Below are 14,454 nucleotides of genomic sequence, written 5' to 3'. Positions count from 1 at the left end.
TTATAAGGCGTTCACACAATCTTGAACCAGCTCAGGACCTGCATAGATTAAACCACTATACACCTGAACCAAGCTTGCACCTGCATTTTTTTTGGCAACCGCTTGTTCGCCCGATAAAATGCCACCTACACCAATTAAAGGAATTTCACCTTTCAGTGCTGCTGAAAATGCTGCCAAACATGCAGTACTTTTTTCAAACACAGGCGCACCCGATAAACCACCAGCTTCATCGCCATGCGGCAAGTTTTCTACACCTTCGCGCGACAAAGTGGTATTGGTCACAATCAGACCATCAATTTTGAATTGCAATAATTGTTTGGCAATAAACTGAATATCTTCAGGGTCTAAATCTGGAGCAACTTTTAATACCAACGGCACATAATGTTGATGTTCTTCGGCTAACTCCAACTGACGCTGTTTGAGGGTTTGCAATAACTCAGTCAGCGCATCACCACTTTGCAAACTGCGCAAGTTTTTGGTATTCGGTGATGAAATGTTTACGGTGATATAAGAGGCATAGTTATAGACTTTTTCTAGACAAATCAGATAATCATCTACCGCATTTTCAACAGGCGTATCGGCATTTTTACCAATATTAATCCCTAAAATACCTTTAAATTTTGCCGCTTTGACGTTTTCAATCAGCTGATCGACCCCATCATTATTAAAACCCATACGGTTAATAATGGCTTTGGCCTGTGGAATACGGAATAAACGTGGATGCGGATTGCCCGCTTGAGGACGTGGCGTAATGGTACCAATTTCAATAAACCCAAAGCCTAAACCAGCCAAGGCATCAATATATGCACCATTTTTGTCTAGACCTGCTGCCAAACCTACTGGATTAGGGAATTCAATTCCCATACAAGTCACAGGTTTCGCTACAGTCTTTTGACGCATCAAGCCCATTTTATGGCTCGATTTCAATAGTGATAGTGTCAGCTCATGTGCACGCTCTGGTGCTAAAGAAAATAACAACGGGCGGGCTAGAGAATACAACATATCTGCAAAAGTCTACTGCTTTCTAAGTCGCCATATTATAGGCTTAGCCCAGTCAAAACGCTATGCTTGACATGGGTTTATTTTCCGAGTTTCGGACTTTATTTTTAACCTTTACTGGACTGTCGCTGTTAATTTAATCTGCCCTGCTTCAGAAATTAATTCCATTTTTTCGATACTTAAACCCATTTGCGCCAATTGGGTTAAAAAATTTGCCAACACAGCATAATTGGCATGACTCGCCACCAGTAGCATCTTGTCACCACTTTGCTGCGAAGCAACCGATAAACCCTGTTGCTGAGCCACACGCTGAATTTTATCGGCTGCACTGAGTTGAGCATCATTAGCTGGTTTCATGGTGACTGCATGAGTTTGCATCACCACCACCAAATCTTTAAGATCATTTACCCGTTTTTGCTGTTTTTCGGCTGCGGCATGCATATACCACAACGCAGAACCCACAGCAGCAACGATCACAAAGATTGTGGTAAATACCACCAAAACACGTTCACGTGTATTTAAACGATCTAGATAATCTTGTATCAGTTCAATACGTTGATCGAACCAAGTTGACATTTTTTCCATGGCTTTCATTATTGTATTTTCACCAATCCTACTGCACCTGACGCGCTCGGCTGAATATTACCCAGCTCGACCTTAAAACCCTGCTGATTCAATTGCTGAGTGAGCGCTTGTAAGGTCGCTGCCGAGTTGGCATTCAATTCCATGTTCAACATATTGGCATCAAAACTCACACGATTGGCCACAATTTGATTTTGCATCAACACAGGGCCAACACGACTGAGCAATTGCAGCGCTTGAGTATCTGCATTTTTACTCATGCGTACCTGACTTTCAAACTGGCTTTGAATATTTTGTTCGGTAATACGACTATTTGCACCAAACCAATATTGATATTGTTCTATGGCTTGAACCGCTGTTTGATCTGCTACTTTTTTAAGTTTGCTCCAACGCAGTGCATCATAGCTAAACTGTACAATTAAAATCCCAAGAAATACTGCTGCACAGGCTTTCCAATAACCTGAAACACCCGTGTCTTGCTTGGATTTTGGCAGCATATTGAATGGATGCTGTTTGGCTTTCACTAATGCAGGTACTACATAATGAAAGCTTTCTAATTGTTCTTGTGTTGCAAATGCTTCAATACTTTGCATTTGTTCTGCACTAAAGTTGGTGATTTTATAGTTTCGTTCTGCAGTTTGATAATCTAGATAAAGTGCCAGATCATCAACTGAATAACCTAAAAATTCACTTTCACGTACCAACAAGCGTCCGCAAATATTTCCAATCACCGTTTGCCCTGGTTCAGGTTGCGGCAAAATTAAAAAATCAGGTAACAATGCACTGATTTTAACTGGCAACAAACTTAATACATGCAAATAGGTTTCAATACTATGCTTGGCAACTCCCAGCACGGTTATTAGCTCAGGTGGCTGAAAATGATGAGCCACCTGCATCGCATCAATTGGCAATACGGTATATTCTTCTAATAAATACTTCACACCATCGGTACCCAATTGTTTATATTGGGCTTTAGGTAAAGTTTGTTGCATAATTTGCACATCACGGCTTGGGAAAAACACCACAGCATCTTTTCCTTGAAAAGATTGCAATGCCTGAATCAAGGCATCAAGATTATCTGCCTGTGTCCAGTGTTCCCCATTTGACCATTGCCAAACCCCATTGGCTTCTGGCATCCATAAATACAGCATTATTATCGTTCTACCGTTGAATTGTATTTAACTTTATACATTTATTTTATGCGTTTGGAATAAAACTTTTGATTTGGGTTGAAAGTCCCGCAGCAATTACTGCCTGCTCATAAATACGTGCTTCTGCCAAATGATAGGGATGGAAAGATTCTGAAGTCAAAATTTCTGCCATGTGTGCCACCACATTCATGTGACACACCACCGCAATTGACTCATACGGCAATTGTGACAACCATTCCACCGCAACTTTTGCATCATCTTCAGGTTTAATCGTATTGCAGACCACCACAGGCACATCTTTAAAATATTGCTGCAAATGTGCCAAGGTTTCTTGTGCACGCAATAAAGGACTAACCACAAACACATCGGGCTGAATGATATTTTTTAAATAGTCTGCCGTTTCTTGTGCTTGTATATGACCACGCTCAGTCAAAGGACGCTGATGATCATTGCCCATAATCGCAGGAGCGGCTTCACCATGACGAACAAGAGTCAGTTGCATAGAATTTCCTTATAGGATGATACACATTAAGTTGTGTCAATTTAACTCAAATTATGCGCTCAGTATAACCTGAGAATATGACAATTCAGTTCACCAAACTGTCATATTCCATGCAAGTTTTTACCTACTGTGGCGCTGTTTTTATGGATGTAAAACTAAACTTGATGATGCGGCAAGACAAATTCCACATCACTACGATGTCCATTCTTCATTAAAGACAGCGCAATGTTCATGGGTGGCGCACCTTCAAAAATCACTTCATAAAGCGCACAAGTAATTGGCATATACACATCTAATTCATTCGAGCGCGCCCGCACTTGTACAATGGTATTAATCCCTTCGGCTGTTTGCCCCAATTCTTCTGTGGCTTGTTCCAAAGTTTTACCTTTGCCCAATGCATAACCCACTTGATAGTTACGACTCAATGGACTGCTACATGTTGCAAACAAGTCACCGACACCCGACAAACCCAAAAAGGTCAATGGATTTGCACCAAGCTTAACCGCAAAACGACTCATTTCTGCCAATGCACGGGTTAAAATCATACTCTTGGTATTTTCACCCACGTTATAAGCGGCTGCCATGCCCATTGCCACAGCATAAATATTTTTCAGCGCACCGCCTAATTCCACACCATTCACATCATCGCTGGCAAAAACACGGAATAACGCACTGTGTAAAGCTTGCTGCACCGCATAACGCACCAATTCAGAATGACTGGCAATGACCGTACCTGCAGGCTGCCCCGCCACAATTTCTTTAGCAAGGTTTGGGCCAGACAATACGCCATACGGCACTTCAGGCAATTCTTCGCGGATAATATCGCTCATAAAACTAAAGGTTTTGGCTTCAATACCCTTGGTTAAAGACACCACTGCTTGCGCACTAATAAAAGGTTTAATTTGACGCAACACATCACGGAAAGAATGACTTGGAATAGCCACTAAAATAATGTCACGGTCACGAACTGCAGTTTCCAAATCTGAAACGGCTCTTAAACCCTGCTCCAACTGAAAATCTGGCAAATAACGTCGATTAATATGCGTTTCATTAATTTCTTTGGCAGTCGCTTCATCACGAATCCAAATCATCGTGTCGCAGCCATTACGCACTGCTGTATTGGCCATTGCTGTACCAAAACTGCCACCACCTAGCACTGTAATGCGTAACGCAGTTTTTCGATCTATTGCAACAGGTTCAACCAAATCGGCAAAATTTAACTCTGACATTATTGTTATATCCTAAAAATAAAGACTTATGCGTTCCAATAACGAACATAAGCTTGCGTATTCAACTCAGTGCGGGCAGGAATGGCTTTGGCTGCTGTTCCCACATAAATAATGCCTGAAATTAAATCATCTGCATTTAAGTTTAAAGCTTGTTTCAGCAAGTTTGACTCAACGACTGCACCACTGCGCCACATACTGGCAAAACCCTGCGCCTGCAAAGACAATAAAAAGTTCTGTACCGCAGCACCTGTACTTAAAGTCTGCTCAAAACATGGCACTTTTGGATGATCCTGAAATTGTGTTAACGCCAACACTAAAAGTGGCGCACGAAATGGATGCTGTTTCACTCGCTCCAACTGAACCGCATCGGTTTCGCCCATGTCTGCCAAGGCTTGAGAAAGTAACTCACCAAATGCTGCACGTTGCTCGGCAGTAATCACCACAAAGCGCGTAGGTTTTAAACGATGATGATCTGGTGCGGTTAAAGCTGCCTGAAAAGCCATTTCTAGCTGCTCAGTATTTGGTGCAGGTTCAACTAACTGCCCCGTAGACTGACGTTGATGAATATTTTGATGAACGATTTCTACCGCTGTATCCGTCATTGACTTATATAACTATTTCAAAAAGCTCGGTTAAGATTAGCATAAACTCAAAAAATTGCGCTATTTCCGTATGCTTATTTGCAAGATTCTGATTAGGGTCTATATGTCTGCACTTTTAAGATGAACCTGCTCAGCACATCTAAACAATGATGCTTTGACGCATTCATCTATAGTTTAAGAGCATGAAAATACATTATGGATTGGGTTTGATGTGTATAAATGAATGACGAATTATCAACACAGCCTATACAGTGTCTACATCTAAAACCATCCAGATTATGTTCAACTAGATCAAATTGTTATTTTCAATCTCTACACATTTGAATTGAAATATCATCAACAAACAATACGCGCTACAGCGTTTTAGCCCCGAGGTAGATATGAAAAAAATAGTCGCCTTTTCTAGCCTTGCCGTTTTTGCACTTTTAACCGCATGTGCCACCACGCCAAATAATTCTCTTGCCATTCAAAAAGAAAACAACCTATATGAAGTCACAGGTTTAGGTAAAAGTAATATTATTGCCAAAAATAATGCAATTACAGCTGCCAATAAAACCTGTGGTACTCGTGCCGCTCCAGTCTTGGTTGATGAAAAAACATCTTATAACGGCGCACTCAAAGGTGTAGTCGATGAGCAAACGGGACAAATGATTCAGGCGGCAGCAACTGTTTTAGGTACAATTGCGGGACGTAATACTGATATTACCCGTGATGATGATTATCAAACTGTGCTGACCTTTAGATGTCAGGCAAAGTAAATTATTACAGCACGACATAAGAAGCAAATACAAAAAAGTCGCTCCACTGAGAGCGACTTTTAAGAGGGCGTTCAAAATTCTGTGTCAGTAAATTTGACTAGATTTTAATTATATCATCTAATCGACCTTCAAAGTAAATGGATAATTGAGTAATCGTTTGTCCCCATTCCTGAATAGGCATTGTCCATTTTTCTGATGCCTGTTGAATACCAATATACAGCAATTTCATCAGACTATCCTCATTGGGGAAAGCTCCTTTGGTTTTGGTTAGTTTGCGGAATTGACGATGTACGGCTTCAACGGCATTGGTGGTGTAAATCGGCTTCCTAATCGCTTTAGGGTATTTGAAATAGGCGGATAGTAGATGCCATTTGGTACGCCATGACTGAATGACCACACCATATTTTTCGCCCCATTTTTCTTCTAGCTCATCCAGTGCTACTTCTGCCGCCCCTTTGGTAACAGCACGGTAAATTGGCTTTAAATCAGCCATAAATGCCTTCTGATCTTTACTGGCAACATAGCGTAAAGAATTACGGATTTGATGAACGATACACAGTTGTATTTCTGTTTGAGGGTAAATCGCTGCTATGGCTTCGGGGAAACCTTTTAGTCCTGAGAAGCGCTGCTTCGCAAGGCAGGCAATCAGAATATCCTGAACACCACGATTTTGTAGGTCTGTCAGTACACTAAGCCAATGGTTCGCCCCTTCGCTTTCCGACAAATGCAAGCCGAGTAGTTCCTTCTTACCTTCAACATTTAAAGCTAAAATGGTATAGATCGCTTTGCTCACATAAACACCTTTATCCTTCACTTTGTAATGTATGGCATCTAACCAAACAAAGGGATAAATTGTATCGAGTGGGCGTTGTTTCCATGCTTGTAACTGAGGGAGGAGCTTATCTGTAATATTGGTGATAGCACCATCTGAAATCTCCAATCCATACATATCAGCAACATGCTTTTGAATATCACGATAGCTCATACCAAGTGCATAGAGTGATATGATTTTATTGTCAATTTCTTCTGATAATTTGGTCTGGTTCTTTTTAACTAACTGTGGCTCAAATTCACCATTTCGATCTCTAGGGGTTTCAAGCTCAAATGAACCTGATGTAGATTTTACTGTTTGCGAGTATAGCCATTGCGGCGATTACCTTGTTTCGGATTCGCTTCAATGTAATTCTCGATTTCTGCTTCAAGAGCAGCTTCGGTCAGCTGTTTAATTAAAGGGGTGAGTATGCCATTTTCTCCAGTCAGTGCTTGTCCTGACTGGAGTTGTTTTAAGGCTGTTTCAAAATCAAATGTAGTTGCCATAATGCATCATTCCTGTTTTTAACAGTTTAAGGAAATGACACAGTTTTTTGAACACTACCACTTTTAAACTAAGAACAGCAGGATTTAAACTAAAAAATAGCTTAAATGAGTAATTAGCAATAACCATCTAAACGTGTTAATGGCAATTTTTGACCAATGGCTTTTTCAATTTCTGGTAAATAGAACGCATCATCTTCCGACAAGAAGCTAATACTCACACCACGTGTACCTGCACGACCTGTACGACCAATACGGTGCACATAATCATCTGACTGTTCAGGCAAAGTGAAATTCACCACATGCGAAACACCATCGACATGAATACCACGCCCTGCAACGTCTGTTGCAATCATGATGTTATGTTTGCCATTTTTAAACTGATCCAGCATTTTTAAGCGTTTGTCTTGGGCAATTTCACCTGACAACATCACCACTTTATAGCCATCACGCTTTAAATGATCATAAAGCTTACGCACCTGATCACGCCGATTGGCAAAAATCATGACTTTTTCAATCGGCTCATCACGTAAAATTTCTTCAAGCAATTTGTATTTATCGGTTTTGGCAACCATATATACCCGTTGCTCAACATCGGCATTGGTTTTCTTTTCAGGTTCAATTTCGACTGTAACAGGTTCAAATAACCACTGTTGAGCCAAGTTCAACACATCATAACTAAAAGTTGCCGAGAACATTAACGTCTGACGCTGTTCCTTACGCGGTGAATAACGCACAATACGTTTTACCGATGGAATAAAGCCCATATCCAGCAAGCGGTCTGCTTCATCAATCACTAAAAACTCAATCTGATCTAGCCAAACTTCTTTTTGTTCTACAAAATCAATCAAGCGCCCTGGTGTCGCAACAATAATATCGACAAAGTTTTTATTGAGTTGTGACTTTTGCTTATCAAAATCTACACCACCCAACAAAGTCACCACATTTAAGTCGGTAAATTTGGTTAAGTCTTTTGCATCACTTTCGATTTGCAAAGCCAATTCACGCGTAGGCGCTAAAACCAATGCACGTGGTTCACCACGATAACGCTGTCCTTGAATTGGGTTATTCAATAAATCGTTGATCACACTAATTAAAAAGGCAGCAGTTTTTCCTGTACCTGTTTGCGCACGACCAATGGCATCATGTCCAGCCAAAGTAAATTTTAAAACCTTTTGCTGAATTGGCGTCATTTCCTTGAAACCCAAAGCATCAATAGCCTGTTTCAATTGCGGATGTAAATTTAAGGTTTCAAAACCAGATGACATAAATATGTGCTCGAACTTATACAGACAAAAAACTGACCTATTATAAACAGAAATACAAATAAAAAACGCCCCAATCAGGATTGGAGCGTTTTTTTAGAATAATCGAGTGATTAGTCTAATGGCTGTACTTCTTCAGCTTGGAAGCCTTTTTGGCCTTTTACTACGCTGAATTCAACACGTTGGCCGTCACGAAGTGAACGGTGGCCGTCACCTTGGATCGCACGGAAGTGAACGAATACATCGTCGCCGCCATTGCGTTGGATAAAGCCAAAGCCTTTAGTGTCGTTGAACCATTTAACTACGCCTTGTTCACGAGCTGTCATAAGTTAATCCTCATTGATTAAAAAGAAGGACCACCCGGTGTTGCAAACAGCAGAGCAAACAAAGTTTAAAAATATTTTTATTTCTAAGCTTGTAATCATTCTGTATAACTATTAACAAAATCCCGGTTACATCCATTTGTAATAGGGCGACAAACAACGATTGTCTATCTAAAATCCTAAATACGCATCGAGCTTAACACGGCTTTATGACAATTAATAGATTTTTTTTGATTTATCTTGTTCAGTTTGAAACGAGTTGAACAAATAGAAAATTTTTATTTCTGTTAAGTGACTTAGCACAATTTTGATCTATAAATTTTATTGCAAATATCTCGCAAAATAAGCCAATTCTCTTGCCCTTATGCGCAGTAAGCCGCGCAATGAATAGTCTGGATGCTTCAGATGAAATTTATTTGGGATTTGTGAACGAATTTGCTAATATGATCATTCTGTTTTTTAAGGCGAAATTTTACTTCAATGCTGTGTGATGCTGAACAACCTATCATAGTGATTGATGCTATGGGACAACCTTGTCCTATGCCTTTATTGATGCTGAAACGTGCCCTTAAACATTCAGATTCTGCACGGTTTTTATTGAAGTCATCTGATCCGCACAGCCAGCAAGATGTGGCGCGTTATTGTCAGTTACATCAATACGGCTGTGAAGCAAGCCAGATTTCGGCAACAGAGTTTCATTATGTGATTGATGTTGCCAAGCCAAAATCATCGCAATAAGTGCATCTATTTGATTGTTCATTTGTTTTAATGACTTAATATTCGCCGCTTATTGCTATAAAGATTTACATATCTACACCAATTTTACTTATTTAAGTAGAATATTGGCATTAAGATAAAGACATCGGTTATTTTACCTACCCAATCCTATAAGGAGATCTCATGAGTGACAGCAGCAATCAGTTGATGCCCCTGTCATTATCTGCACCAGGGGTAAACCTCGGGGCTTATATTAGTACTGTTAACCAAATTCCTATTTTAACGGCTGAACAAGAAAAAGAGTTAGCCGAGCGTTATTATTACGATCAAGATTTAGACGCGGCCAAAATGTTGGTCATGTCGCATTTACGTTTTGTGGTGCATATTGCACGAAGTTATGCGGGCTATGGTTTACCGCAGGGCGATTTAATTCAGGAAGGCAACTTGGGCTTAATGAAAGCCGTGAAACGCTTTGACCCGAATATGGGCGTGCGTTTGGTGTCATTTGCCGTGCATTGGATTAAAGCTGAAATTCACGAATATGTTATTCGTAACTGGCGTATTGTTAAAATTGCCACCACCAAAGCACAGCGTAAATTGTTCTTTAATTTGCGTAGTCTCAAAAAATCTAGCAAGAAACTGACGCTTGAAGAAGCACAATCTATTGCCAATGACTTAAATGTGACTGCAGAACAAGTCTTGGAAATGGAAGGTCGTTTAACGGCTTATGACGCAGCTTTTGAAGCACAGGGCGATGATGACGATGAAGGTTCAACTTATGTTGCACCTGCATTGTATTTGGAAGATAACCGTTACGACCCTGCACGTTTGGTCGAAAACGAAGACTACGAAGAACAAAGCACTTCTGCCCTACATGAAGCCATGGAGCAGTTGGATGATCGTTCACGTAACATTTTGCAGCGTCGCTGGTTAGATGATGATAAATCGACCCTGCATGAATTGGCAGCAGAATATAATGTTTCGGCAGAACGTATTCGTCAGCTCGAAAAAAATGCCATGGAAAAAATTAAAGTGGCGATGTCATCAAACTAAACTGACATTCTCCAAATTGATGCAGACACATCGAAAAATAAAATTGGGCAAACTGCCCTTTTTTATTGTCTTTAATTGGTACAGCTACATACAGGCAGGCAAATCTCAGATTTTCCCGCCCCTAAAAATGTGCTAAGGTTAAGCGCAAAATTAAATAGGTCAATTTGCGTATGTGGATTGCAATTTCTGCCCTGAATTTAGCTATAGCAGTCATGCTCGGTGCATTTGGTGCACATGGCTTAAAGGCCCGTGCAACTGAAGCGCAATTGCTTTGGTGGCAAACTGCAACAGATTATTTTTTCTATCATGCCCTTGGACTTTTAGCATTGGGCATATTGGCCAAAGTAATTCCACAACTTCCTATTAAAGCCAGTTTTATTCTAATCCAACTGGGTATTTTATTTTTCTGCGGTTCACTGTATATCATGGCATTGGATTTAGCCCGTGGCTTGGGCATGATTACCCCAATTGGTGGTGTGCTCATGATTGCGGGCTGGCTGACCTTAGCATGGCAAGCCATGAAATATGTTAAATAAAGCTCAATTGTATTTTGTAATTTTGAAGATGGATTCACGGTCATGCAAATTTATCTGAATGGCGAAACACAACAGACCTCTCACACGACCCTGTTACAACTGATTCAGGCATTAGATTTAGAAGGCAAACGTTTTGCTGTGGAGCAAAACGAAAAAATTATTGCCAAAAGCAAACTTGCCGAAACCCCTATTTGCGATCAAGACCGCATTGAAATTATTCATGCCGTTGGTGGCGGCTAAACTCGGAGCACCCATGCAAGATACCTTTAAAATTGGTTCACGTACCTTTAATTCACGTTTATTGGTGGGTACGGGCAAATATAAAGATTTAACCGAAACAGATTTGGCGATTCAAGCCAGTGGCGCAGAAATTGTCACGGTTGCCATTCGTCGTGTAAACATTGGGCAACATCCAGATCAGCCAAACTTACTTTCCGTAATTCCACCAGAAAAATACACCATTTTGCCAAATACAGCAGGATGTTTTGATGCCAACAGTGCCGTGCGCACCTGCATGCTGGCACGTGAATTGCTAGATGGTCACAACCTTGTCAAACTGGAAGTTTTGGGCGATGAAAAAACCCTTTACCCAAATATCACCGAAACTTTAAAAGCTGCACGCACGCTAATTGACGATGGTTTTGAGATCATGGTCTACACTTCCGATGACCCGATTGTGGCGCAAGAATTGGAAAGTATGGGCTGCGTGGCAATTATGCCATTAGGTAGTTTAATTGGTTCAGGCTTAGGTATTCTTAACCCGCATACCATTTCGATTATTAAAGAAAATGCCAAAGTACCTGTATTGGTAGATGCAGGTGTGGGTACTGCCAGTGATGCTGCGATTGCAATGGAATTAGGTTGCGATGGTGTGCTGATGAATACTGCAATTGCAGCAGCACAAAACCCAGTGCTAATGGCATCTGCGATGCGTAAAGCAGTAGAAGCAGGACGTGAAGCTTATTTGGCAGGACGTATGCCACGTAAGCGTATGGCGAATGCCAGCTCACCTGAAACGGGTTATTTCTTTAAATAATCATTAGGGTCTTTTCCAAGTCCGACAGCACAAATAAAAAGACGTTAAGTGTTAACTCAACGTCTTTTTTTATTATGCGATTTGGGCAAATAAAAGCCGATTAAGGAATCAAGCCTTCATCACGCATAGCAATTTGTACCGACTGACGCGCAGCAACTTTATTACGGATTTCAACCACATGGCTATACGGAGTTAAATCATGCTCAATATAGTTTGACCAATTAGTGATAACAAACAAATACGCATCGGCTGGACCAAAGTTATCATCCACCAAATATTCATGGTCTGATGATGCAATCGCTTGATCAATATAAGTCAACAAACGATCAATTTCTGCATAGGCTTTTTCTTTGGCTTCTGCATCTAAAGGCGCGCCAAAAAATACTGCGTAAGCGTCATGTAATTCAGAGTTTAAATAACCCAACCATTCCAAAACTTTAGCACGACCTAAACCAGATGGCGGAATTAAATCCTGTTTAGGGTCTTGCTGCGCTAAAAATGGCAATAGCGCTACGTTTTCCGTCAAAATTAAACCTGGGTTAATTTCTAAAGCAGGTACATAACCTTTAGGGTTAATTTCATAATAATCGGCACCCTTTTCTGTTTTATGGGTTTTTAAATCTACACGCTCAATATCAAAATCGACATTCACTTCATTTAAAATAATATGTGCTGCCAAAGAGCATGCGCCTGGTGAATAATAAAGCTTCATATTTGATCCTTGTTATATAACTATCTCTGTTGTAAATCGCTTGTCACAAACTTGCAAGTGATTGAACCTATAAATTGCAAAAAAGCGTAAATGTCTTAAAAAGTCCTTACGCTTTGACTATCCTGCAAATGAAAGTCTTTTTCAAGTCTGTTTAACCTGCTTTTTATCTAAAGATGTTTTAACATACAGCCCTTTAAAGTTTCATGAAATTTAGATTGTGATTAGCCTGAAAAAAGAAGAATGGTTTTCCAATATCCGTACCGATGTATTGGCAGGATTAGTGGTTGGCTTGGCGCTGATACCTGAATCAATTGCTTTTTCTGCAATTGCAGGTGTCGACCCGCAAGTCGGTTTATATGCCTCATTTTGTATTGCGGTTACGATTGCTTTCTTAGGTGGTCGTACTGCCATGATTTCCGCAGCAACTGGGGCAATGGCTTTACTGATGATTACCTTGGTAAAAGAGCACGGCTTGCAATATTTACTGGCTGCGACAGTACTTACAGGCATTATTCAGGTAATCGCAGGTTACTTCAAAGTCGCTAAACTCATGCGTTTTGTATCACAGTCGGTGGTATATGGCTTTGTAAATGCACTGGCTATTTTAATTTTTGTGGCACAACTGCCTGAATTATCACAAATGGATAGCTTAGGCTATTTATTTGTAGGTTTGGGTTTGGCGGTCGTGTATCTGTTTCCGTATATCCCTAAAATTGGTAAAAGCATCCCCTCTCCTTTGGTCTGCATTATTGTGCTAAGCGTTGTTGCATTATTGCTTGGTGCAGATATGCGAACCGTCAATGATTTAGGACAATTTCCAGATACCTTACCTATATTTTTAGTGCCTGAGATTCCGCTCAATTTTGAAACTTTATCGATTATTTTTCCTTATGCCATGACCTTAGCTACAGTCGGTTTACTCGAAACTATGATGACTACTACGATTGTCAATGAAGCCACAGGCACTGAAGCAGATCGGCATCAGGAATGTCGTGGTCAGGGTTATGCCAATATTGTGAGTGGCTTTATGGGCGGTATGGCAGGCTGTGCCATGATTGGGCAATCTATTATCAACGTCAGTTCTGGGGCGCGTACACGGCTATCTACACTTACAGCAGGCGTATTTTTGCTGTGCTTGGTGGTTTTTCTCAAAGATTGGTTGGCATATATTCCTATAGCAGCCTTGGTTGCGATTATGATTATGGTGTCATTCACGACTTTTAACTGGGATTCCATCCGTAATTTTAAAAAGCATCCGAAACAAAGCAATATAGTCATGTTAGCTGTGGTGATTGTGGTGTTAGCTACCCATAACCTTGCTTTGGGTGTTTTTGTTGGCGTACTGCTTTCTGCTTTATTTTTGGTGAATAAACTGGAAAGTGAAGTTAAAGTCAGCTCATTTTTATTAGGCGAACATACCCGCCAATATGTGATTTCAGGGCAAATTTTCTTTAGCAGTTCAGAAAAGTTTTATCAGTTTTTTGATTTTTCAGAAGATATTAGCAATGTCACCATCGACTTAACGCATGCGCATATTTGGGATATTACCTCTGTAAATATGCTGAATAGCGTGGTGAACAAATTTAAAGCCCAACAAATTAAAGTGCATATTATTGGATTGAATGAGGCCAGTCATACCTTAATTGATCAATACAGTACCCATTCGTAATTATTG

The 14,454-nt window shown here is 40.4% G+C and carries 16 protein-coding genes and 1 pseudogene; 7 read left to right on the top strand and 10 right to left on the bottom strand.

The window, feature by feature from the left end; translation table 11 throughout:
- The 6 genes from C3Y93_RS00840 to C3Y93_RS00815 all read right to left on the bottom strand — a co-directional run bounded on the left by C3Y93_RS00840 (position 1) and on the right by C3Y93_RS00815 (position 5,065).
- Positions 1-1,002 carry a quinone-dependent dihydroorotate dehydrogenase gene (locus C3Y93_RS00840; RefSeq protein WP_004971477.1) on the bottom strand — a complete coding sequence of 334 codons (1,002 nt, stop codon included), beginning with the start codon at positions 1,000-1,002 and terminating at the stop codon, positions 1-3.
- A 111-nt stretch (positions 1,003-1,113) separates the two neighbouring features.
- Complete coding sequence (gene gspM, locus C3Y93_RS00835) at positions 1,114-1,593, bottom strand: type II secretion system protein GspM (RefSeq protein ID WP_104851810.1); 480 nt, start codon at positions 1,591-1,593, stop codon at positions 1,114-1,116.
- Complete coding sequence (gene gspL, locus C3Y93_RS00830; protein WP_104851809.1) at positions 1,593-2,732, bottom strand: type II secretion system protein GspL; 1,140 nt, start codon at positions 2,730-2,732, stop codon at positions 1,593-1,595. Before gspL ends, gspM begins: the two co-directional genes overlap by 1 nt.
- Before the next feature lie 46 nt (positions 2,733-2,778).
- Positions 2,779-3,234 carry a SixA phosphatase family protein gene (locus tag C3Y93_RS00825; protein WP_004971483.1) on the bottom strand — a complete coding sequence of 152 codons (456 nt, stop codon included), beginning with the start codon at positions 3,232-3,234 and terminating at the stop codon, positions 2,779-2,781.
- Between the two features lie 155 nt (positions 3,235-3,389).
- The gene (locus tag C3Y93_RS00820; protein ID WP_004971486.1) at positions 3,390-4,463 is read right to left on the bottom strand and encodes an NAD(P)H-dependent glycerol-3-phosphate dehydrogenase; all 1,074 of its coding nucleotides are present in this window, start codon (positions 4,461-4,463) and stop codon (positions 3,390-3,392) included.
- A gap of 26 nt (positions 4,464-4,489) precedes the next feature.
- Positions 4,490-5,065 (bottom strand): nitroreductase, encoded by a 576-nt coding sequence (locus C3Y93_RS00815; protein WP_104851808.1) that lies wholly within the window; start codon positions 5,063-5,065, stop codon positions 4,490-4,492.
- 380 nt (positions 5,066-5,445) lie between these two features.
- Here C3Y93_RS00815 and C3Y93_RS00810 point away from each other — a divergent pair, with 380 nt between their 5' ends.
- A complete protein-coding gene (locus C3Y93_RS00810; RefSeq protein WP_104851807.1) occupies positions 5,446-5,823 on the top strand; it encodes a hypothetical protein in 378 nt (125 codons plus the stop codon).
- A 97-nt stretch (positions 5,824-5,920) separates the two neighbouring features.
- Here C3Y93_RS00810 and C3Y93_RS00805 read toward each other — a convergent pair.
- From C3Y93_RS00805 to C3Y93_RS00795, 3 genes and pseudogenes are all read right to left on the bottom strand, one after another.
- Positions 5,921-7,140, bottom strand: a pseudogene (locus C3Y93_RS00805) (IS256 family transposase).
- 113 nt (positions 7,141-7,253) lie between these two features.
- Positions 7,254-8,405, bottom strand: coding sequence for an ATP-dependent RNA helicase RhlB (gene rhlB, locus C3Y93_RS00800; protein ID WP_004971493.1), 1,152 nt, complete (start codon positions 8,403-8,405; stop codon positions 7,254-7,256).
- 110 nt (positions 8,406-8,515) lie between these two features.
- On the bottom strand, positions 8,516-8,728 hold the full coding sequence (locus C3Y93_RS00795; protein WP_004648643.1) for a cold-shock protein: 213 nt from the start codon (positions 8,726-8,728) through the stop codon (positions 8,516-8,518).
- A gap of 477 nt (positions 8,729-9,205) precedes the next feature.
- On the opposite strand from C3Y93_RS00795, the gene C3Y93_RS00790 reads away from it, so the two are divergent.
- The 5 genes from C3Y93_RS00790 to C3Y93_RS00770 all read left to right on the top strand — a co-directional run bounded on the left by C3Y93_RS00790 (position 9,206) and on the right by C3Y93_RS00770 (position 12,067).
- Complete coding sequence (locus tag C3Y93_RS00790) at positions 9,206-9,463, top strand: sulfurtransferase TusA family protein (RefSeq protein ID WP_004971495.1); 258 nt, start codon at positions 9,206-9,208, stop codon at positions 9,461-9,463.
- Between the two features lie 162 nt (positions 9,464-9,625).
- Positions 9,626-10,495 (top strand): RNA polymerase sigma factor RpoH, encoded by an 870-nt coding sequence (gene rpoH, locus C3Y93_RS00785; RefSeq protein WP_004971496.1) that lies wholly within the window; start codon positions 9,626-9,628, stop codon positions 10,493-10,495.
- A gap of 170 nt (positions 10,496-10,665) precedes the next feature.
- Positions 10,666-11,031, top strand: coding sequence for a DUF423 domain-containing protein (locus C3Y93_RS00780; RefSeq protein WP_104851806.1), 366 nt, complete (start codon positions 10,666-10,668; stop codon positions 11,029-11,031).
- A gap of 42 nt (positions 11,032-11,073) precedes the next feature.
- The gene (gene thiS / locus C3Y93_RS00775; protein ID WP_104851805.1) at positions 11,074-11,271 is read left to right on the top strand and encodes a sulfur carrier protein ThiS; all 198 of its coding nucleotides are present in this window, start codon (positions 11,074-11,076) and stop codon (positions 11,269-11,271) included.
- Between the two features lie 13 nt (positions 11,272-11,284).
- Positions 11,285-12,067, top strand: coding sequence for a thiazole synthase (locus C3Y93_RS00770; protein ID WP_004971502.1), 783 nt, complete (start codon positions 11,285-11,287; stop codon positions 12,065-12,067).
- A gap of 100 nt (positions 12,068-12,167) precedes the next feature.
- Here C3Y93_RS00770 and C3Y93_RS00765 read toward each other — a convergent pair whose 3' ends face one another.
- Positions 12,168-12,779: a glutathione binding-like protein gene (locus C3Y93_RS00765; RefSeq protein WP_096902535.1), complete on the bottom strand. Its 612-nt coding sequence runs from the start codon at positions 12,777-12,779 to the stop codon at positions 12,168-12,170.
- A gap of 217 nt (positions 12,780-12,996) precedes the next feature.
- On the opposite strand from C3Y93_RS00765, the gene C3Y93_RS00760 reads away from it, so the two are divergent.
- Positions 12,997-14,448 (top strand): SulP family inorganic anion transporter, encoded by a 1,452-nt coding sequence (locus C3Y93_RS00760; protein WP_104851804.1) that lies wholly within the window; start codon positions 12,997-12,999, stop codon positions 14,446-14,448.
- Positions 14,449-14,454 lie beyond the last annotated feature (6 nt).

It is taken from the genome of Acinetobacter sp. SWBY1, assembly GCF_002946595.1.
GTDB classification, from domain to species: domain Bacteria; phylum Pseudomonadota; class Gammaproteobacteria; order Pseudomonadales; family Moraxellaceae; genus Acinetobacter; species Acinetobacter towneri.
This window is presented reverse-complemented; position numbering and strand designations above follow the sequence as displayed.

Coding starts and splice junctions, on each gene's coding strand:
- C3Y93_RS00840 (WP_004971477.1), bottom strand. CDS start 1,002: ATGTTGTATTCTCTAGCCCGCCCGTTGTTATTTTCTTTAGCACCAGAG.
- gspM (WP_104851810.1), bottom strand. CDS start 1,593: ATGAAAGCCATGGAAAAAATGTCAACTTGGTTCGATCAACGTATTGAA.
- gspL (WP_104851809.1), bottom strand. CDS start 2,732: ATGCTGTATTTATGGATGCCAGAAGCCAATGGGGTTTGGCAATGGTCA.
- C3Y93_RS00825 (WP_004971483.1), bottom strand. CDS start 3,234: ATGCAACTGACTCTTGTTCGTCATGGTGAAGCCGCTCCTGCGATTATG.
- C3Y93_RS00820 (WP_004971486.1), bottom strand. CDS start 4,463: ATGTCAGAGTTAAATTTTGCCGATTTGGTTGAACCTGTTGCAATAGAT.
- C3Y93_RS00815 (WP_104851808.1), bottom strand. CDS start 5,065: ATGACGGATACAGCGGTAGAAATCGTTCATCAAAATATTCATCAACGT.
- C3Y93_RS00810 (WP_104851807.1), top strand. CDS start 5,446: ATGAAAAAAATAGTCGCCTTTTCTAGCCTTGCCGTTTTTGCACTTTTA.
- rhlB (WP_004971493.1), bottom strand. CDS start 8,405: ATGTCATCTGGTTTTGAAACCTTAAATTTACATCCGCAATTGAAACAG.
- C3Y93_RS00795 (WP_004648643.1), bottom strand. CDS start 8,728: ATGACAGCTCGTGAACAAGGCGTAGTTAAATGGTTCAACGACACTAAA.
- C3Y93_RS00790 (WP_004971495.1), top strand. CDS start 9,206: ATGCTGTGTGATGCTGAACAACCTATCATAGTGATTGATGCTATGGGA.
- rpoH (WP_004971496.1), top strand. CDS start 9,626: ATGAGTGACAGCAGCAATCAGTTGATGCCCCTGTCATTATCTGCACCA.
- C3Y93_RS00780 (WP_104851806.1), top strand. CDS start 10,666: ATGTGGATTGCAATTTCTGCCCTGAATTTAGCTATAGCAGTCATGCTC.
- thiS (WP_104851805.1), top strand. CDS start 11,074: ATGCAAATTTATCTGAATGGCGAAACACAACAGACCTCTCACACGACC.
- C3Y93_RS00770 (WP_004971502.1), top strand. CDS start 11,285: ATGCAAGATACCTTTAAAATTGGTTCACGTACCTTTAATTCACGTTTA.
- C3Y93_RS00765 (WP_096902535.1), bottom strand. CDS start 12,779: ATGAAGCTTTATTATTCACCAGGCGCATGCTCTTTGGCAGCACATATT.